General features: G+C 32.8%; 24 protein-coding genes. 16 read left to right on the top strand and 8 right to left on the bottom strand.

What is annotated here, in order from left to right; genetic code table 11:
- Positions 1-3 precede the first annotated feature (3 nt).
- On the top strand, positions 4-1,773 hold the full coding sequence (locus ACE01P_RS19055; protein ID WP_379700620.1) for a RagB/SusD family nutrient uptake outer membrane protein: 1,770 nt from the start codon (positions 4-6) through the stop codon (positions 1,771-1,773).
- Positions 1,774-2,211: 438 nt separating this feature from the next.
- Positions 2,212-2,580 carry an STAS/SEC14 domain-containing protein gene (locus tag ACE01P_RS19050; RefSeq protein ID WP_306160753.1) on the top strand — a complete coding sequence of 123 codons (369 nt, stop codon included), beginning with the start codon at positions 2,212-2,214 and terminating at the stop codon, positions 2,578-2,580.
- A 70-nt stretch (positions 2,581-2,650) separates the two neighbouring features.
- On the opposite strand, the gene ACE01P_RS19045 is transcribed toward ACE01P_RS19050, so the two are convergent.
- The 3 genes from ACE01P_RS19045 to ACE01P_RS19035 are packed head-to-tail and all read right to left on the bottom strand — an operon-like array spanning position 2,651 to position 3,883.
- On the bottom strand, positions 2,651-2,923 hold the full coding sequence (locus tag ACE01P_RS19045; protein WP_008467559.1) for a PrgI family protein: 273 nt from the start codon (positions 2,921-2,923) through the stop codon (positions 2,651-2,653).
- Between the two features lie 43 nt (positions 2,924-2,966).
- Entirely contained in the window at positions 2,967-3,365 is a 399-nt protein-coding gene (locus ACE01P_RS19040) for a hypothetical protein (protein ID WP_379700617.1), read from the bottom strand.
- A gap of 35 nt (positions 3,366-3,400) precedes the next feature.
- Complete coding sequence (locus ACE01P_RS19035) at positions 3,401-3,883, bottom strand: hypothetical protein (RefSeq protein ID WP_379700615.1); 483 nt, start codon at positions 3,881-3,883, stop codon at positions 3,401-3,403.
- Positions 3,884-4,178: 295 nt separating this feature from the next.
- On the opposite strand from ACE01P_RS19035, the gene ACE01P_RS19030 reads away from it, so the two are divergent.
- From ACE01P_RS19030 to ACE01P_RS19020, 3 genes are all read left to right on the top strand, one after another.
- Entirely contained in the window at positions 4,179-4,652 is a 474-nt protein-coding gene (locus ACE01P_RS19030; RefSeq protein ID WP_379700613.1) for a CinA family protein, read from the top strand.
- Between the two features lie 77 nt (positions 4,653-4,729).
- Complete coding sequence (locus ACE01P_RS19025; RefSeq protein ID WP_379700611.1) at positions 4,730-5,446, top strand: hypothetical protein; 717 nt, start codon at positions 4,730-4,732, stop codon at positions 5,444-5,446.
- Positions 5,447-5,502: 56 nt separating this feature from the next.
- Positions 5,503-5,928: an NUDIX domain-containing protein gene (locus ACE01P_RS19020; protein WP_379700610.1), complete on the top strand. Its 426-nt coding sequence runs from the start codon at positions 5,503-5,505 to the stop codon at positions 5,926-5,928.
- A 4-nt stretch (positions 5,929-5,932) separates the two neighbouring features.
- Here ACE01P_RS19020 and ACE01P_RS19015 read toward each other — a convergent pair whose 3' ends face one another.
- Positions 5,933-6,850 (bottom strand): DsbA family protein, encoded by a 918-nt coding sequence (locus tag ACE01P_RS19015; RefSeq protein WP_379700608.1) that lies wholly within the window; start codon positions 6,848-6,850, stop codon positions 5,933-5,935.
- Positions 6,851-7,132: 282 nt separating this feature from the next.
- On the opposite strand from ACE01P_RS19015, the gene ACE01P_RS19010 reads away from it, so the two are divergent.
- From ACE01P_RS19010 to ACE01P_RS18960, 11 genes are all read left to right on the top strand, one after another.
- A complete protein-coding gene (locus ACE01P_RS19010; RefSeq protein WP_379700606.1) occupies positions 7,133-7,831 on the top strand; it encodes an SMI1/KNR4 family protein in 699 nt (232 codons plus the stop codon).
- 20 nt (positions 7,832-7,851) lie between these two features.
- Entirely contained in the window at positions 7,852-8,358 is a 507-nt protein-coding gene (locus tag ACE01P_RS19005) for an SMI1/KNR4 family protein (RefSeq protein WP_379700604.1), read from the top strand.
- A gap of 20 nt (positions 8,359-8,378) precedes the next feature.
- Positions 8,379-9,722 (top strand): DUF6138 family protein, encoded by a 1,344-nt coding sequence (locus tag ACE01P_RS19000; protein ID WP_379700603.1) that lies wholly within the window; start codon positions 8,379-8,381, stop codon positions 9,720-9,722.
- A 9-nt stretch (positions 9,723-9,731) separates the two neighbouring features.
- Complete coding sequence (locus ACE01P_RS18995; RefSeq protein WP_379700602.1) at positions 9,732-10,106, top strand: hypothetical protein; 375 nt, start codon at positions 9,732-9,734, stop codon at positions 10,104-10,106.
- 54 nt (positions 10,107-10,160) lie between these two features.
- The gene (locus ACE01P_RS18990; RefSeq protein WP_379700600.1) at positions 10,161-10,910 is read left to right on the top strand and encodes a DKNYY domain-containing protein; all 750 of its coding nucleotides are present in this window, start codon (positions 10,161-10,163) and stop codon (positions 10,908-10,910) included.
- A gap of 132 nt (positions 10,911-11,042) precedes the next feature.
- A complete protein-coding gene (locus ACE01P_RS18985; protein ID WP_379700598.1) occupies positions 11,043-11,360 on the top strand; it encodes a hypothetical protein in 318 nt (105 codons plus the stop codon).
- A 2-nt stretch (positions 11,361-11,362) separates the two neighbouring features.
- Complete coding sequence (locus ACE01P_RS18980) at positions 11,363-12,013, top strand: Imm19 family immunity protein (RefSeq protein WP_379700597.1); 651 nt, start codon at positions 11,363-11,365, stop codon at positions 12,011-12,013.
- Positions 12,014-12,055: 42 nt separating this feature from the next.
- On the top strand, positions 12,056-14,539 hold the full coding sequence (locus ACE01P_RS18975; protein ID WP_379700596.1) for a DUF1963 domain-containing protein: 2,484 nt from the start codon (positions 12,056-12,058) through the stop codon (positions 14,537-14,539).
- An 8-nt stretch (positions 14,540-14,547) separates the two neighbouring features.
- Positions 14,548-15,102, top strand: coding sequence for an SMI1/KNR4 family protein (locus ACE01P_RS18970; protein WP_379700594.1), 555 nt, complete (start codon positions 14,548-14,550; stop codon positions 15,100-15,102).
- 102 nt (positions 15,103-15,204) lie between these two features.
- Positions 15,205-15,684, top strand: a complete 480-nt coding sequence (locus tag ACE01P_RS18965; protein ID WP_379700593.1) for a redoxin domain-containing protein — start codon at positions 15,205-15,207, stop codon at positions 15,682-15,684.
- A gap of 6 nt (positions 15,685-15,690) precedes the next feature.
- Entirely contained in the window at positions 15,691-16,305 is a 615-nt protein-coding gene (locus ACE01P_RS18960; protein WP_379700591.1) for a thioredoxin family protein, read from the top strand.
- Between the two features lie 147 nt (positions 16,306-16,452).
- On the opposite strand, the gene ACE01P_RS18955 is transcribed toward ACE01P_RS18960, so the two are convergent.
- The 4 genes from ACE01P_RS18955 to ACE01P_RS18940 all read right to left on the bottom strand — a co-directional run bounded on the left by ACE01P_RS18955 (position 16,453) and on the right by ACE01P_RS18940 (position 20,122).
- Positions 16,453-17,682 (bottom strand): PQQ-dependent sugar dehydrogenase, encoded by a 1,230-nt coding sequence (locus tag ACE01P_RS18955; protein ID WP_379700590.1) that lies wholly within the window; start codon positions 17,680-17,682, stop codon positions 16,453-16,455.
- Positions 17,683-18,034: 352 nt separating this feature from the next.
- A complete protein-coding gene (locus ACE01P_RS18950; RefSeq protein WP_379700588.1) occupies positions 18,035-18,328 on the bottom strand; it encodes a DUF3861 domain-containing protein in 294 nt (97 codons plus the stop codon).
- Between the two features lie 19 nt (positions 18,329-18,347).
- Positions 18,348-19,079 (bottom strand): LytR/AlgR family response regulator transcription factor, encoded by a 732-nt coding sequence (locus ACE01P_RS18945; RefSeq protein ID WP_379700587.1) that lies wholly within the window; start codon positions 19,077-19,079, stop codon positions 18,348-18,350.
- Positions 19,076-20,122 carry a sensor histidine kinase gene (locus tag ACE01P_RS18940; protein WP_379700585.1) on the bottom strand — a complete coding sequence of 349 codons (1,047 nt, stop codon included), beginning with the start codon at positions 20,120-20,122 and terminating at the stop codon, positions 19,076-19,078. Before ACE01P_RS18940 ends, ACE01P_RS18945 begins: the two co-directional genes overlap by 4 nt.
- Positions 20,123-20,157 lie beyond the last annotated feature (35 nt).

Below are 20,157 nucleotides of genomic sequence, written 5' to 3'. Positions count from 1 at the left end.
ATTATGAAGACAAATACAATTTTTAATATAAAAACATTAGCGATATTTTCTTTTATATGGCTTTTTGCAAGCTGTACAAATCTTGACGAAGTTGTTTTGGATGAGGTTTTAGGAGAAGATGCTTCAAATCCAGCTGGAGCTCTTGCAGCAGCTTATGACCGTTTGGGAGACGGAACTTTTGTAGATCACGGAGGTGTTTTCTCTTTACAAGAATATACCACAGATGAAGCAATCTTGCCAACTCGCGGAAGTGACTGGGGAGACGGTGGAAAATGGAGAGACATGCACGAGTTTACATGGAAATCGGATAACGCAATTGTGGTAGACAACTGGAATAAATTGACAAACGGAATTACGCGTTCGTTAACAGCAATTCAATCAGTTGAAGAAAGTTCAATTCCGGAGAAGAAATTATTTTTAGCGGAAGCGAAAGGACTTTTGGCGTATTATTTATACACAACTTTAGATTTGTACGGACAAGCGCCATACAGAGATCCGATGAACCCGAATGCGCCTTTGCAGATTTTAAAAGCTGATACGCAAATCGATAAATTAATTGCTGATGTTGAAGCTTTAATTCCAGATTTAGCAGAAATGGGAACACAGCAAACGCACCACGGAAGATTTACAAAAGAAGCTGCTTACGGATTCTTAGCAACAATGTACTTGAATCGTGCTGTTTTTAAAGATCGTTTCAATACAGCTTCAACCTTCAATTTTAATGAGGCTGCAGCAACTGGAACGGGAACAGACATGGATCGTGTAATTTATTATACTTCATTATTGATTAATTCTGGAAAATATTCTTTAGAAAGTGATTATTTCAAAAACTTCGCAAGAGACAATGAGAAAGGAAAAGAATTGATTTTTGCGATTTCTCAAAAGATCGATTACATCAGAAATGGTTCAAACAGTTTCGCTTATGTGTGTATGGAGCGTAACCAAAGAACTTCTGCGGCAAATAGAGGAACAAACGCAGCGTGTACAACTCCTGAGTTTTTTGCAACATGGGATGGAAACCACGATGATCCAAGGTTCCAACAAAAATACCAATATGCAGATGGAACATGGTTTATGAATGACGGAACAGATGTTAGCGTTCCAGCAACAGACATCGTACCAAAAAGTGCAAATTTACCTTGGTTCCACTTTAACAGAGGAATTCAGTACGGACCACAATACGGACCAATTTTATTGTCTTCTGGTTCTTTAGAAATTGTAAACGGACGTATTAAAGTTTCGCCATTAGTAATGGAAAAAAGCACGACAACAAGAATGGATTTCACGCCTTCTTTAACATTTAAAAATCCAGCTCAGGCCGTTTTTGCTCAAAACGAAATCAATCAAGGAGCGCGTATTTTTAAATATGAATTTGATCCGGAAGGAGGAAACGGTAACAGTAATGTTGATATTCCATTATTCCGTTTAGGAGGAATGTACACGATGAGAGCCGAGGCTTATTTCAGAAAAGGAAATACAGGTCTAGCAATGGAAGATTTGAACAAATTGCGTACAAGCAGAAAAAGAGAATCTTTATACGGAGGCGTAGCAGGTATAGCTTTGACTTCAATCGATCAAACTATTTTATATAATGAAATTGGTTTCGAATTATACTGGGAATTGTACAGAAGACCACAAATGATCCGTTTCGGAAAATTTGATCTTCCAGGAACAGCAAAACCAGCTTCAGAACCATACAGAAGAGTATTCCCAATTCCGCAGTCAACAATCGACGTGACTAAAGAATTTGAACAAAATCAAGGTTACAATTAAGTTTGTGTGTTTATTTTTTATTTTTTTTCAAAAAGCCTGTTTCGAGTAGAAATGGGCTTTTTTTTGGGGAGGGACAAAGGTTCAGAGTTACAAAGGGACAAAGGTTTCTCTGATTGTGGAAATTCTTTGCGTTAGATGCATTATTTAAGGTTCAAAGGCGCAGAGTTACAAAGGGATAAAGGTTTCTTTTAGGAACTTGGTATTCTATGTAGTAATGTAGAGATGCACTGCAGTGCATCTAACGCAAAGAATTCCACAATCAAAAAAAACTTTGTCCCTTTGTAACTCTGAGCCTTTGAACCTTAAAAAAATATAATAAACGAATAGTTAAATGTAAGTGTTATCTGATTGATAATGAGTATATTTGAGATAGTATTGAGCATTCTAAAAATGTTCTAAATAAAACCTCATAAATTAACTCAAAAAAGTATAAAAATCATGATACATCAAATTGATACTACAGATAATATTGTTGCCTTTAGAGCATTGGCAGAAGTAACAAAAGAAGATTTTTTGACCACAGTAACTCCAGCGGTTGAGCATTTGGTAAAACAGATCAATGAAATTAATTTTTTATTGGTTCTAGATACGGATATTAAAAATTTTACAGCAGGAGCGTGGCTAGAAGACGGACTTTTAGGGCTTAAACATTTGGGGAAATGGAATAGAGCTGCAATTGTTACCGATACAGACGAAATTATTTCTTTCACAAACGGATTCAGTTATATTGTTCCAGGCGAGTTTCGTGGTTATAAAAAAATAGATTTTAATAAAGCATTAAATTGGGTCGAAGGGAACATAAATTAATGCAGAAAAAAATAAAAAAAGAGCGCTTATTTTGAATAAGCGCTCTTTTTTATGTTAGTTTATAAACGAATTAGTGGTTGTATTCGATACCGCTGCTTGATTTTGCATCAATTTTATCTTTACTAACTTGACTGTATTTTTTATAGCAAGCCGATGCTAAAATTGGCAATGCAAGACTTCCTACAACAGCACTTGCTTTTGGATGTCCCGTTTTCTTCAAAACTGCTGATGCCAAAAGAGCACCAACTCCAGCGCACACCATTTGTTTTACTGACAGATTTAACGGTTTGCTTTCAGGTTTAATTCCGTGTAATAATGGGTCTATAAAATTTAAATTCTCCATGATGTCAATTTATTTTAATTATACTTACTTTTTAATTGTTATTTTAATTTTTACTGTCGTCGCTGTCAGTTTCGCTTTCAATTTTTTCAATTTCGACTTTTTCTTTCTTAATCGCTTGGCGTAATAAGGCAAAAAGACTCATATAAACGTTTGCCATAAAAACTAGAGAAAACCCTGCCAAAATATATCCTCTCCAATCATTTAACAAAAGTTTATAATCGCAAATGATCAAAAAGGCAATTGTAACATAATGACTAAAACAATACTCGCATGTAAGAAGGTAAAAGAACTTTCTAGATAAAATATATCTGTCATTTTTGGAATGTCTGACACACCATTCATGAGGCTCTCTAAAAATCTCTTCGTGAGTTACAGTCCAGCTGATACAAGCAATTGGAATAGCGAGAACAAATAACCAGACAATTTGAGTAACTAAAGTCATATTGATTAATGCATTACAATTTACAATAATTTTCGTTATTCTCTAGGATGATTTTCTGGATAATGTTCTGCGTCAAAATCATCCAATTCTTCGTCTTTGTCATGATCTTCATCTCTTTCGCGATCATTTTCATATTCGAAATCAGGATCATATTCATCGTTTAAATCATCTTCGGTATCATCATTAGTAATGGCATCATCTTCGTTGATGATTCTTTCCTGATTCGGAATATTTTCTGCTTTAATATTCATTTCAGAATCTCCTTGTGGATGAGAAGGATCTTCGATAAACTCTTCCTGATATTGATACGGATCTTCATCTCGTGCATAATTGTCATTATCAACAGGAGTATTTTGTTCGTAATAATCTGGATCGCTTTCGCCAAATTCTCGGTTATCATGCTTTTTCAAAACTTGTTTAAACTCATCTTCATTCGAATAAGTTCCATCAACAAGTGTGTTTTGTTCGATATAATCAGGATCAAATTGACCGTAATCATGGTTATGTTGCTTTTCCATAATAGTGTTTTTTTGATTTGTTATTGTCTAATAATTGCTAATAAAACTTTTCTTTATAGTGACATTTTTTTAGGTTTTTACTTTTTTAAAGGCTTGTAATTAAGAGGTCACAGAAGAAAAGCTGTATTTACAAATTTACCTTATAAATAAATCAGAAGCCTTATAAGAAAAAGCATTATAGTTGTATAATTAACAGTTACTTATAATGTAAATATTGTAAGAAATTATGTAAGTGTACTATAACGGAACAATCTACATTTGATATTAAATTATGTGCAATTATATTTAAATCAATATGGCATCAGAAAAGGTAACGTCGTGCTGTCAGGCTTTAATAGAAAAGAACCTGACAATAGCATTTGCAGAAAGCGCTTCTGCAGGAAAAATGTGTTATGAATTTTCGACAGTTTTTAATTCTGGAAGAATTCTCATAGGAGGAATAGTGTGTTATCATTCTTCTATGAAAGAAGATTTATTGCAGATTCCGTGGGGAACAATTGAGGAATATAGTGCCGAATCTGCTGAAGTTACCAAGTTAATGGCGCAGAATTTTTACCGTTACATTAGTTCTGATATTTGCGTTGGATTAACAGGATTGACAACGCCGGGCGGAAGCGAAAGCGATTCAAAACCAGTTGGAACTATTTTTTTACACATTATTTTAGGAGAAAAACAAATTGCCAAACGTTACGAGTTTAAAGGAACGCCAGAAAGTATTATCAATCAGGCGATAGATGTTGTAGCCGATTTAATTTTGAAAGAATTGTAGATTAAAAATTAGGGTTTTAATATTAGTAAACTTTTTATTCATATCGTTAAATTTGAATTGATTTTTAATCATATAAAATGAACACAATAATTTATACTATTGGAAGTCTAAACCCAATAAAAAGCGAAGATATTGAAAGTGTTGAGAAATTATCGCCAGTATTATTGCTAAAAGATTACATATCTTTTTTAACGAAATACGGTTTTGGTAATATAAATGAATTGTTGATGATTCAAAATCCCGATCCTGAATATGTAAAGTCAAATTTTGAAGATTATATGGATTTTTGGGAGCTCAAAGATGATGAAATAACTTCTGCATTAAATTCTTTAACTATTGCTACAACTATTGACGGAGATATTGTTTTAGTGATTGACAATAAAGAAACCCCAATTTTGATCCTGCCTCGTCATTCAGAAGAACCTATTCGTTTTACAAATTTTGAAAAAGTAATTGAATATTATAAGGATACTTATGGCTTAAATAATGATTTATATTTTGATCCCATTTACGATTTTGGAAATGAATATATAAGTTTCGTAAAAGATGGTCAGCTGGATAAAAAGTCGTTTGAACATGTTTATCAGATGTTTTTAAATCAAATTCCGTTTGATAAATTATATAATGCAGAATCACAGCCAAAATATATTATTCAAAAAATAGGAGGATGGGTTTATTTTGATAGTATTGGAAAAAGCGCCATTCGAATAAAATATCAAAAGCAGTTTAAAGAAGAAGCTGATAAAATATTGGATTTTATAAATGATCAAATAAACAAAAGCCGTAAAGATTAGACTTTACGGCTTTTTAATTTTTAAATTTGCATCTAAAGAATTTTGATTTCCTCATTATGAAACCTCTCTCAAGTTTTAACGTAAGAGCATACGCGATCTGCGAAAACGATAATAAAATTTTAGCACTTTACGAATACCACAAAGGCAAAATATTCTGTAAACTCCCTGGTGGAGGCGTAGAATTTGGCGAAGGCGTTTTAGATTGTTTACACAGGGAGTTTTTAGAAGAACTTAATGCTAAAATCGAAATCGTAGATCATTTATACACGCAAGAACATTTTGTAGAATCTATTATCGACGACGGAAGACAGATTCTCTTGGTTTATTACATTGTAAAAATCACTAATCTTGAAGAGATAAAAATCAGTACTCCAGATATTGAAAGAATGGAATGGATTGATGTTAATGAAAATCCGTTTGTTTTGCCAATTGATAAAATTGCTCTTGCGAAATACAGAGAACGATTTAATATTCTCAAGTAATAGATTATTTTTTGATGTAAAGCGAACCATTTCTGATGGTCTTTTTATCCAATAAACCTTGCTTATGTAATTTTTCTAAAATAGAAGTAGCTTCAGAAGTCGATTTGTCTAAAATCACAGCATATTCTTTTGGAACTAATGTTGGGAAAACTTCAAACAAATCCATCGGATTTTCGTTTTTAATGTTCTTTTTCTTTGCTTCAGGAAATAACGCTAACAAAGAATTTTCATAAGAAGCATAAGGTTTAGAACCGTAAACAGTCAGTTGGTTATTATCGGCATCAGCCAAAAACAAAGTAGGAAAGCCTCGCACGCCAAGTGTTCTTCCTAAATTTAAATCTTCTTGGAAAAGTTTTTTGGCATCGCCATCATAATCTGCTTTTAACTTCTGAACATCCAAACCAGCGATTTTAGCAGCTTCTGCTAAGTTTTCCCATTTTGCGATATTCTTTTTATCTAAATAAAGCTTTTCGCGAAGAATACGCATAAAAGAAACGGCTTTTGATTTACTCTGCATTTGAGCCGCTTTCATGGCAATGCAAGAAGGATAAGAAGAATCTAACGGATCTTCAATCCAAACATTTCCGTCAATTGGCATTTCGTAATGCAAACTCGCTTCATCCCAATGATGCGCTACGTCAGAAGGTTTGCTTATTCCGCCGCTGTTGTAATTCCAATCGGGCAATAAACCGCCCATTCGGTAATCAATTTCAAAATAATCGCCGTATTCCAGTTTTAATTTTCTAAGCTGAGGCTCAATTCCCCAACAAGAAGAACAAATAGGATCAGTATAATAAATAATTTTTACAGGTTTGTTTTCTGTTGGAATCGCGGTTTTTTCATTCGATTTTTCACCAACAGGCATTTCGCACATTCCACTAACAGGATCGCATAATAGCGGATTTGTTTTGTCTTCACTCATTTTTGAATTCGTTTGTGATTGGCAGCTCGTACTGCAAATCAAGATTAATAGTAGCGACAGTATTTTCATAATTTTTTAAATGTACTCTCGAGTTTTTGAATTTGTTGCAAAGTTCAGACGAATATCATTGCCAGTCAATTAGTCAAAAAAATATGACTAGAAAATAAATTTCAATTTTAAGAAATTGTCATTTTTTATAAGAAATAATATACTTCTAGTATTAAGTAGTTGCAATCTTACATAGTTTTTGTGTATTTTCACGATTGATTAAATCTACTGCCGATGAATTACATTCAAAAAATTAAACGCCTTTACAATCTGTCTGAAAATGAAAACTATGGATTTTCAGAAAGTGAAATGCTCGAACTTGAGAAAACACTAGAAACTAAACTTCCTTCAAAATTTAAAGAATATTATCTGGAATTAGGAAAAGAAGAAAACCTAAATTATAGCTTTAATAGACTTTTGCAGCCTGATGGTGAAATCGGATTTTCAGATGATGATTATTTGGTTTTTTATGAAGAAAATCAGAATGTTGCTTTTTGGGGAATCAAAAAAGAGGATTTAAAAGAAGACAATCCGCCAGTTTACGGCAATTACGATACAATAGAAAAATCGGATTGGGAAATCGAAACCCAAACCACAGAGAACTTCTTCCTGTTTATGGCGGTTTTTAGCGGCACTTTGGGCGGACTGCAGTATAACGGAAATTACATGGGAGAAATTGAACCCGAAATCGTAAAATTTGTTGAAGACAATTGGAAATTAGTTCCAGAAATAAGCAGAGAAAATCAGAAAGTTTACACCGATGACTTTTATGATGTAATAAGTCTTTCTTTCGATCAAAATAACAAATGTCTGGCAGCGTTTATTGGTTCAAGCGATCAAGAACGTTTTGATAATATTTTGGACGGAATAGATATCGATTGGTCTTATCTTTCTTATGATGATGAAGAATATGACGAGGATGATGAAGATTAACGAATTAGAAACAGATAATTATGTGGTTTAATAAGTTTAATTTTTTCGACAAACTTTCTGGCTTAACAGAACCAATTTCAAAAGATTTCTTTACAAAATCGTATTCAGAAAGCGAATTAGTGATATTAAACGATATCAGAAAATTATATCCCGAAGGTCTTGCTCCGAATATTGTTTCTATTCCAAAACAGCTTAGACTTCCAGAAGATTATGTCGAACTTTTGAAACATTCTAACGGAGGCGGCATTTTGAACGGCGAGCGAGAGTTTGGTTATTTTTCGCTTGACAGCATTAGAGAAATGTACATTGCATATGGTTTTCCGTTTTGGGCGCCGGCATTTCTTCCTGTAGCTTTTAATGGCGGAGGAAAGTTTTATGCTTACGATTTAAGAGAAGAAGGTAAATTTCCTGTAATTGTTGTTTCCTCGGGAAATATCGGTTACGAAGTGGATTGCTGGGCATTCTTAGGAAATACAATGGAAAATGTATTAAACAATACCACTAATATTGAAGATGAACTTGATTAATGAATACAGTTAAATAAAAAATGAGAGAATTAAATTATTTAGTAAAAATAGAAGGAAACGAAGCGCTTTTAGAAAGATTTATTGAAGCAATAGATAACGGAACTGTGAAATTGGATAAAGATTATCCAAATCCGTATTTGTTAGATTCAGGTGAAAAATTCTTGAATAGTGCTGTAATTAAATACTTTTTTCAAACAAGACCATTTTCAAAAGAACTTTATGTTGATTTTTTTGAAAAATTAAGAAAGCTGAACAGTTTTAAAGAAATCAGTTATACCATTGGAGAATGGATCAAGGAGCATGTCACGAATAAGTTTTTTGATGTGAAAAAAGAATATTGGGAAGAAATTATGACCAAAAAAACAAACTCAGAAATCTCGATATCTGAAGAAGAAAAAGAGATTTTATCGTTTGTTTGTTATGTAGCAGTTTGTCATATAAAATACGGAGCAAGTTACGAATCTGTTACCGCAAACCGATATTTTGACATGGTGACCGAATTAGGTTCTAATGAAGTATCAGAATTAAAGAAAAATGGAACAGGAAAACTTCCAAAAGAATTAATTGCATACAAAGACAGTGATTTAACCGCTAAAGCGAATGATGTTTTTGCAACAATAAATATAAAACTGAATACAGAAACAGAAGAAAGTTTTAGAAAGGCTTTAAGCTTCGTAAACAATCTTTTGAAAGCTGATTTTCCTAAAAGTTTTGAAATAGCATTTTCTTCAAAAAACAAAGAATTGCTTCCAATAAAAGGACTTCCAAAATGTGGACAGAATTATCTTTTTGCTGGAGCTTCGAAGTATAAAAATCTTCATAAAGACATTTTAGAATATATCAATTTGGCGAAAAAAGAATACGAATGGTACACTAATCTTGAAGACGAGAATTGTGCCATGCCTTCGACTTTTGCCGTTTTTTCTTTGGGATTACAAGACGAAAAGTACTTCGATACTTTGATTGATTATTACAAAACTGTTGACGAAGAACATCAGTCTCTTCAAGAGAAGTTCACACCTGTGTTTTTAGAGAAATTCGGCATAACTGAAAAATCGATAAAAGTCTTTATCAATGCGGTTTTATCCATGCAGGAACATCCGCACAATAAAGCTTTCGTTTCTTATTTTACAAATGAAAAAAGTTTGAAATTACTGTTGGATAGCAAAGAGAATTTCGTTTCGTATTATTTCACAGAAGAAGATTTAAAGGACTATTCAAATAGTGGAGATAGTCCACAGGAAATGGCAGATTATTGTTGGGAAAGTGTTATGTATACCATTTTTGGACAAAGTAAAGGTTTCGCTAAAATTAGCAAACAGCTTACAGATGTAGAAAGAGAAATTTTTGAAAAACTTTTGTAACAAGAAGCGATGGATAGGGAGCAGTTTAAAAGTAATTTGTTGCAGACGATACAAGAAGCTGTAAATGAACTGGAAAATAAAACACTTCGGTTTTCGATAACTCCAATTAAAGAAGAAAATGTTAAGTATAATTCAACAGATGATTTAGCTCGATTATGGATTCTAACGGAGAAAAATCTAAATAAGCAATTTACTTTGGATGAGGTTGTAGATCTTTTGTCATTGCCTAATTACAAATATCCGTTATGGGTAAAAATTATTTTAAGTGAAAGCACTGATGAAACTATATCTTTTGAATTAAAAATAAGTATGAGATTTAGAACGCCTACACAATTAAAACATTTAGAAGTTGGATATCCGCCCTTTGTTTATGAACTTAAGTAAGATTTAAACATAGAATCATACAAATAATGAAATAGAAACAAAAATCCATTTAACATGATAAAAGATTTAGGTTACGGTTACAAAATCATTGACAACGAATTTATTCTTTTTTATGAAAGTGAAGTCTTTAAGAAATTTTATAAAACAATAGATTTTGAAACTTTTCAAATTATAGCGGTAAATGCAGAAACAGAAGATGATTATGCTTCAACAATCTATTTTGCAGACAAAAATCATGTTTATCTACAAAGCGCATTCTGCAGTTTTTGTATTTTAGAAGATGCCATTACGCAAGATTTTAAAGTAATTGACGTTCAAAAAGGATATGCTTTTTCAAACGGAAATTATTATCGTCATAGCGATAAAATGCCATTTGATTATAGTAAAGCAAAATATCTCAATGATTATTATGCTGTTGCAGATGATAAACTGTATTTTGGAGACACGGTTTTGGGAGAAAATGTGGATATAGCATCTTTCACAATTCCGCATTCAGAACTAATTGGAAATCTTGGAATGGATAAAAATCATGTATTTTTTAAAGGAAAAATAATTCAAGATGCCAATCCAAAAACGTTTAAAATTCTAGAAACCTGTTTGGATGGAACGTATTATCTAGAATGCGATAATGCCTTTTACGCGAAAGATGATAAACAAGCTTATTTTGTGAGAACGATAAGCAATGAGGTAAAAATAATCAAAACGAAAAGTCTGAACGATTTCCATTTTAAAGTAATCGACGAAAGAGGTTATGCCTTTGACAAAGAATACAGTTATTATATGGGCAAACGAAATAAATTATAAAGAAGCAAATGGCAATAGAAAACGAACTTCTGCACAAACGCGATGGTTATTGTCTCACGGTTGTAAACGGCAGGATTTATTTATATACGATTCCGTATTTGAAAGATTTTACAAAAAAGAAATAAGATTAATATGAAAATGTACATTTTAGTAAAACAGGACGTTCCCGACAAATTGGTTCCGGTAATAACTGCCCACGCATCTTTGGCCTGTTTTAGAAAATTTGAGCAAAACGAAAATATGCAGAAATGGATAAACGGAATATTTAAAAAAGTGGTCTGCGTGGTTTCTGAAAGAGAATTTATAAATGCAGGAAAAGAACCTGACCATATTATTTTAACTGAGTCAGCATTAGATAACCGAGAAGTTTGTATGGCATTTGTACCACGGGATGAATACTCTAAAATGTTTAAATTTTTTAGAATGTGGACACCTCAAGATAATTTGTAATTATGAATCCAGCAATACAAATAGAAGAACTCAGCAACAACACTTTCTTTTGGAAATATTATTTCTGCTGGTCGCGCGGTTACGATGAAAAAGAAGAAATAAATATTGATGAAGCTATTGAAGTTGTAGAAATTAACGAAACTGAAGCTTACGAATGGGAAAGAGTATTTTTTAATTATGAAGATATAGAAGAAAATCCAAGATATATTTCGAATAAAGTAAATGATGATTTAAATGTCGTAGTTGAGTTTGCCGAATATGAAATCAATTTTTTTCTGAATGATATTTATTTCGGAAATCTAGGCGGACATTTTGAAGCTTGGTTTTTTACTTTAGAAGAATTATTGTCTTTCGAAAAATATCCAAATCTCTTCCTTCTTTTTCTTCCAATGACTGGAATTTCTGAAGATCAAAAAGCTATTTTAAAACCCGTTATTATAAAGCATTTAAATGCAATTCCAAAATTTGAAGAACGTTCCGATTATATTGCAGATTGCCTCCTAAACGGATTAATTATGCAATCTCCATTTCAAGAAATAGAAGGAATTGGTTTAACCAATAATGAAAATCATAGCGTGAGAAATATAACAGATTATCCTCGCTATAAAGAAGAGGTACTAGCTCTAAATAAAATTCTGATTACGCTGAAATAACTGATTTCAAAAAAATATTAATATAAGCCAAAATTGACTTTTATGGAAAATCAAAAATTTGAAACCGAAACATTTTCTCTCTTAATTCCTTCTGTTTATACCGATATGCAGGTGGTTTGGGAAAGCATTCGAGCGGCTCACGAACTGCCCGATAATGATTATTTGTCGTATGCAACTACAACACTTATTCCTGTAGCATTTTTTAATGAATTTACTGGAGAGACTCTTGTTTTACGCTACTGGGAATCTTGTAAACACGAAGACCAAGAAACGAAGCTGTTAGAGGAAAAGGAAATTCAAGTAGCAGGTCATACATCAAATATTCAGATGTTGAAATCAAACGATGGTCTTTTCTATTATTACGCTATTGTCCAAATAAGCGATGAATTTTGTTATATTTTTAAAGGCGATTGCAAAATAAAAAATAGAAGTTTTTATGAACCTCTTTTTGAAGAAATATGGAAAAGTCTTGAATATTTTGGAAATCCTAAAGAAGCAATAAATAAACTTCCTCAGTTTTTACTTGATCTTTATTATCATACAGAATCAGATAAAAATTTAGAATTTGATGATGAAGAAGAAAACGATATTCCTCCAATTATAGAAGAATTTTATATTCCGGAAGACGGCAAAGAATATTGGAAAATAGATGATATTGAATTGCAGTTTTTACCAGAATGCAGTGCTTCTGTAAATGGAACTTTGAGCGTTAATCTGGAAGGAATTATTCCTGAATTTGACAAAGAGAAACACGGTTACATAGTAGATTCTTATAATGGAGCTGTAGGATTAAATTTTTCTCTTGCTCAGATCTATAACCAAGGAATTCCGACTGGCGTAATTCCGTTTGAAAAAGGCAGAGATGAAAGTCATAATCATTATTTATGGGATCGAGGTTTTCATTATTCGATTGCTTTTACGGGTAATGTTACTTTAAAAGATGGATGGGTAGGATTAACGGGTTATCTGGAAGACAAATGGGATCCTAAAAGATATAAAATAAGTCTGGCAAAGAAAATAAATGTAGGAGAATTAGAATGGGAAAAGTATGATTTTACGTTGCTTAAAGAATTGGAAAAAGCATCTCCTAAAATTGTACGTCAATTAAAATTAAAAGATCCAGATCCAATTGAATTAAGAGAAGAACTTCATTCATTAATTCATTTGGAAACCCTTTCCATTCAGTTTTCAAATGATAGTAAAGAAGCAGAAGCTTTTGTCGAAATCCCTACGCCAATTAAGTATCTTAAAAATTTAAAAAGTTTGCATCTTTGGGGAATTTCAGAAGTTACCAAGTTTCCAGAATGGTTAGGAGATCTTCGCGAATTGGAATTTCTATTGTTAGTAGGAAGTAAAGCCGAAGGAATTCATCCGTATACATTGCAGTATCTTTCAAAACTTAAATATTGTTATCTTGAAGGTAATAAATTAGAATCTGCTCCTAAGTCAATACCAGATAATTTAGAGGTCTTGCATTTAGAGGGAAATCAACTGACAGATATTCCAAGTTCGTATACCCAATTAAAGAATCTCAGAAAACTGCATATTCAAAATAATCCTCTTAAATCGCTTCCTGCTGGACTTGAAAATATTCCAGGACTTGATTTAGAACTGGAAAAGAAAATGATTTTCCTAGATTACACTTATAAAGGCGCAAATAATAGTGGAGTAATACCTTATAACGACGAATTATTTTATGCACGAAATGATTCAGATTTAAATTCAAAGCTTCAAAAAGCTATTAAAGAAACAGATTTTCAGGAATATGAAAATGGACTTTCTAAAATAGCGCGTCATGCAGTAAATGTTGTTACTACAATTCCAGATTCTTATGATGAAGTAGGGAATAACCGATTTGGTGGACTTCCTGATTTGCCTGTAAATGTAGATTATCCGACGTTGACAATCGATGAAGAAAAAAAAGGATATCAGTTTATTGCTCAGATTAATTGCGCATCTATAGCCAGTTTACAGGATTATTTGCCTCGAATCGGAATGCTTTATTTCTTTATTAATGACCAAGAAGATTTTACTCCGAAAGTTATTTATTATGAAGGAGAAACAGATCATCTAAAATCAGCAAAAGAATTGAATATTGAGGAAGAGTTTATTTATGATGAAGCTGGTATTTTTCATCCATTTAAGGCTAATTCGGCGAAATGTGTAAGTCTTCCATCGTTTTATAATGATGAACATTATTATGAAAAAATAGCGCCAGAATTAAAGGAATTAGAAGAGAAATACGATGAAACTGAGGCTCTGAATGAAGCACTTTTGCCTTTTAATGAAAAATCTTCTCACGGAATTAATAGTTATGTTTTCAAACAGCATGATTCACCTGAAATAGAAGCAGTAAATATACTCAAAGGAAAGCCAGAAGAATGGATGATGCTTTTGCGTGTAAGCAGTGATAATAATCCAGGTTTTAGTTTTTGGGATGCAGGCGAAATTTATTTTGTCATTCACAAAAGCGATCTTGCCAAAAAAGATTTTTCAAATGTGTATTGCGGATTAGAAACTAGTTAATAGAAAATATGGAAAGTACACTTCAAAAATTAGATCAAAATTTATCTTCGTTAAGGCCAGAATTTTATGAAAGCTTGAAAGAGCCATTAAAAGATACAGAAATCGAATCTCTTGAAAACAGATATAATATTGTTTTACCAGAAGATATAAAAGCGCTTTATAAATGGAAAAACGGACAAGAAAACAGTAGTTTTGAATCGTTTGTAAATAATTCCACGTTTATCGCTTTAGAAGAATCTCTTGACATTGCTTCTGAAAATACATCAATGATTGGTTTTGATTTTGAAATTGAAAATTGGTGGAATGCAAAATGGATTCCTTTATTCCATAATGGAGGAGGAGATTACATTTGTTATGATTGCGAAGGAACTTTCACTGGAAATTCGGGGCAAATTATTGAATTTTGGCACGCAGATAATGATAGGGTTGTTATAGCTCCAAACCTCAAAGCCTTTCTTTCTCAATTAAATTTTTATTTCGAAAATAATAAAATTGAAGATTTCGATGAATATTTTGAAGTTGAAAAAATGCAAGGATATCCAAAGAGCTTTATCGTAGGTTAATTTAGTTGCAATTGTTTTAGATTAAATTTTCATTAACAAAAACTAATTTGACATTAGTTTATATTTGTAGGAAACAAATTAATTTTAAGATCAAAAAGGTCTATGAAAAATAAACTTTTAAAAATTTCCTTTCTTCTATTTTTGCTTTTTTCGGTAAAAGGATACAATCAGAATGTAAAGCTTTTAACTATAAATCAGTTGAATGAAAGAATTAAAAACGGAAAAGACAGCACTTATGTGGTTAACTTTTGGGCGACTTGGTGCGCGCCATGCATAAAAGAATTACCGCATTTTGAGAAACTGGGAGCAGAGCACAAATCAGAGAAATTGGCTGTTTTATTGGTGAGTTTGGATTTTAAATCGAAACTGGCTTCCAATGTAGTTCCGTTTGTAAAAAGGAAGAATTTAAAGAATGAAGTTTTTCTTTTAAACGAAAGCAGTCCGCAAGAGTTTATTGATCGAATTGATCCAAGTTGGTCAGGAAGTATTCCGGCAACGCTTTTCATTAAAAATGACAAAAGAAAATTTGTGGAAAGCGAATTTACCTACGAACAATTATTAACTGAATATAAAAAACTGTAAACCATTATGAAGAAAATAATCTTATTACTAGCATTAGCATTTTCTGCTTTTCTATCTCATGCACAAAATGCAGTAACGCTTAAAGCGGGCGACGCAGCTCCAGATTTCAAGCTGAAAAATATTGATAACAAAGAAGTTTCTTTCGGAACTTTTAAAGATGCAAAAGGATATATCGTTGTTTTTACATGTAACACTTGTCCGTACGCAATTGGATATGAACAGAGAATTATCGATTTAGATAAAAAATTCAAATCACAAGGATATCCAGTAATTGCAATTAATCCGAACGATCCAGAAGCTTCTACAGCAGATACATTTGCAAAAATGCAGGATTTAGCAAAAGATAAAAAATATTCTTTCCCATATTTATTTGATCCAGGACAAAAAATTACAGATGAATATGGTGCAAAACGTACGCCTCACATCTTTATCGTTTCTAAAACGGCAAAAGGAAATGTTGTAGAATATGTTGGAGCAATCGATAATGATCCAGAAGGAAACAATCCTCAAAAAATAAAATATGCAGAAGATGTAATTGCGTCATTAAAAAGTGGTCAAAAACCAGCAATTACACAAACTAAAGAAATTGGCTGTACTGTAAAAAGAAAAGCTAAAGCTTAACTTTTTTGTTTCATGTTTAAAGTTTAAAGCTCTAACTTGACGCATAGTGTAAAAACTTGAAACCTGAAACTTGAAACAAAAAAATACAAAAACACGAAACGCCCCATAATTGGGGCGTTTTTGGCATGTATAGTGAACAAGTTGTTTTTATTTTTTATCTATTCGATAAAGTCTTCCTTGATCGGTAACGGCGTATAATGCTTCATCTTTTCCTTGAGTAATATCTCTAAATCTTTGTCCTTCTCCGGCTAATAATCTTTCTTCACCAGCCACTTTATTGTCTTTAAAAGCTAAACGGATAATGTGCATGCCGCTAAGCGAACCAATAAAAAGATTATTTTGCCATTCTGGAATACGATTTCCTGCGTAAAATGTCATACCACTTGGCGACACTACAGGATCCCAATAATAGACAGGTTGCTCCATTCCAGTTTGCTGTGTAATACCTTCTCCAATTTTCGTACCACTATATTCGATTCCGTAAGTAATTGTAGGCCACCCATAATTTGCTCCAGCTTTAATTCTATTAATTTCGTCACCACCTCTTGGGCCGTGTTCGCTTTGCCATAATTCACCAGTTGTTGGATGCATCGCCAATCCTTGCGGATTTCTATGTCCGATAGTGTAAAGTTCAGGTAAAGCGCCTGTTTGTGAAAAAGTTGGATTTCCTGGTGCTGCTTGTCCACTTGTGGTAATGTGCACAATTTTACCCAAACTGCTTGTAACTGATTGCGCCAATGGACGTGTTTCTAAAACAGATCTTTCGCCAATGCTCACAAATAAGTTTCCGGTTTTGTCAAACAAAACTCGACCTCCATAATGAAGCGTACTTGCATTTGGCGTGTTTGAACGGTAAATAACAGTTGGATTTTCAATAGCAGTTTCGTTATCAGAGATTCTTCCTTTCGCTACAGCGGTAATATTTCCGCCAGCAACGATTTCAGAAAATACCCAATAAATCATTCTGTTTGTAGCGTATGCAGGATCTAGACAAATTCCTAGTAAACCACCTTGACTTGCGGGATTAACAGCAGGAACACCTGTTAAGGCATTTCCAACAACTCCTGCTTGGGTAACGATTTTAATGTTACCTCCTTTTTCAGTTACTAATAGACGTCCGTCAGGAAGATAGGCAACTCCCCAAGGAGCGCTTAAGCCGTTGGTGATAATTTTAGCTTCATATTCTGTGGTGGTTTGAATGCTTCCTGCTCGCGTTTGTCCAGCAAATGCTGGCTGATAAGTGGTATTGGCTGTGCCAGTTTCTACAGGCGGACCCGTTGGCCCTGGATCTACGTTTCCTTCAGTGTTGTCGTTACTTGAACAGCTGCCTAAAACAAGAATTCCGGCAAGAAGAAAAATACTTTTTTGAATTATCATAATGCTTCATTTTAATGGTTAAAAAATAATTTTTGCATTATCGAACATTTCGAAAAAGAAGATTGTTGATTGAGATTCGTTAATTTGAAATGGTCAGTTTCTAACGAAATTCTCGGTTTTATTTTCAATTAAGAATGCCTAAATGCTTGTAATATTTTAAAGAAAGCATATGAATTTCATTAACAGAAATTAAACTTCTTTTGGAAAAGCATTTAGTGGGACATGCCTAATTGGAACGGAAAATTGCTACAAAATATTGCCAGTAAGAATTGTATTATTTTTTTCTTAGCAGAAATTTAACATTCAAAAAATCAATAAAAATAGAGCTGAGGTCTTATTTTTAAAGAGAATTTTAAAGACTTTTTAATTTTTTCATGAAGACAGGAAAAACTTCATTTAATTCTTCAAAGAGAGGATTTTTTCGGTTTTTTAGTTTGATTTCGCTAAATAATTTTAATCCTAAAGCAAATTGAGTAGCTTCAGACTCGTTGGCAAAAATGTTCTTAGATTTTATTCTTTCAATGATTCCGAAGATTTCGTCGTGATTGTCAAATTCGATTCCCAGTTCTTTTGCAGGGGCAGTTTCACCGTTTGCATATTCCTTAAGGCTTAAAGTAAGGTAATATTTGTTTGATCTTTTTTCCATGATTTTTGTAATTCTAATTTTATTTCAGCCACTTATCGACCAATGTTTTAAAAGCTTCTTTGTATTGTTCGCCGACTGTGATTTCTATTTTGTCGATAAAAATCGAGTTTTTGCTGATGGCACTTATTTTGTCAAGCGAAACGATAAACGAACGATGAACGCGCATAAATTTTGATGAAGGCAGTTTTTCTTCTAACGCTTTAAGCGAAATGAGAGACATTAAAGCTTTTTGAGAATCTTCGAGATGTACTTTTACATAATCTTTTAAACTTTCGATATAAGTGATGTCTTTCAGGGAAATTCTAACCCATTGATATTCGACTTTTAAAAAGATAAATTCGTCATCTGCGGCGATCGTAGTAAAGGTATTGTTGGCTTCTTCAGTTAATTGTAAAACTTTGCTTGAAGCGCGTAGAAATTCTTCGTAGCTGAAAGGTTTTAAAAGATAATCGACAGCGTTTACGCGATAACCTTCAATTGCATAATGATTGTAAGCGGTTGTAAAAACGATTTTTGGCAACGGTCCAGCTTGATCTTGAAGAAGTCTTGCCAATTCCATTCCGCTTAAATTAGGCATATTGATGTCTAAGAAAACCAAATCTGGTTTTGTTTCTCGAATGATGCCCATTGCGTCTACAGCATTATCGCAAGTTGTAATTAGCTCTAAAAAAGGAGTTTGGTGTATAAACGTTTCTACTAGTTTTAAAGCCAATGGTTCATCATCTACTGCTATACATTTTAATACCGTCATTGCTCAAGATTTATTTTCAATTTAATTTTATATGTTCCGTGATCGGTAACGCCAAAAGAAATGAAATGCTGATTCGGATAAATCAATTGCAGCCTTCTTTTGGTGTTGGTTAAACCAATTCCGCCTTCATCTGAAGTTGATGTTTTTTCGAAAAAAGTGTTTTCTACTTCAAATTCCAGATTGCTTCCATTTTGCGTAAGCTTAATGTAAATTTCGCTTTTATCAGTGGCATGTACGCCATGTTTAAAAGCATTTTCTACTAAAGGTAGCAATAACATCGGAACAATAGGGTAATCGTGTATTTTTTCAGGAATATCTGTTGTAATGGTCAGTTTGCTGTTGGCACGAAGTTTCATTAAAGCAATAAAATCTCGCATAAATTCGGCTTCTTTCAACAACGTTGTTTTTTCTTCGGTACTGTAAAGCAAGTAGCGCATCATTCGGCTTAAAGTATGCAACGCATTTCTAGAATCTTCAATATCAGTATAAGTCAAAGAATAAATGCTATTCAATGAATTAAAGAAAAAATGCGGATTAATTTGCGCTTTCAGCATGGCTAATTCTGCCATTGTTTTGTCTTGTTCCAGTTTTAATTTGTGCTGTGCCGCTTTTTGCCAATGCGTTAACATCGCCCAACTGGTACTGATTCCTAAAACCAATAATGTCAGAGTAAAAACGTAATTATCGAAATACGGATTTTTATATTTTTTAAAGCCAATAGCTTTACTAATCTGATTATGAAGATCGGTTTGTGAAGTATAAAAATAGGCAATTAACTGAAGGGTTATAATTGCAGCAAATGCCCAAACCAAAAAAGCGGAAGTATTGTCTTTAATGATCGTTTTTGGAACTATAATTTTTGCTGTATAATAAAACAGAATGATTAATTGAAACAATATAATGCTCTGCCAAAGCCAGAATGCCTGCGGAAGCACAACATTCCAAGTCAGCGGAATATAAAACAGCATAAGATACCCTAATAAAGACCAGCCAAGAATGTGTAATCCGGTGAATAAGTAAGGTCTAAAAAAGTTTGGTGACATTATAATTTATGATTTATAAGGCAATATTACAGTTT

It is taken from the genome of Flavobacterium sp. HJSW_4, assembly GCF_042436695.1.
Taxonomy (GTDB): domain Bacteria; phylum Bacteroidota; class Bacteroidia; order Flavobacteriales; family Flavobacteriaceae; genus Flavobacterium.
Note: the sequence above shows the minus strand (reverse complement) of the source record. Positions and strands in the feature narration are given on the sequence as shown.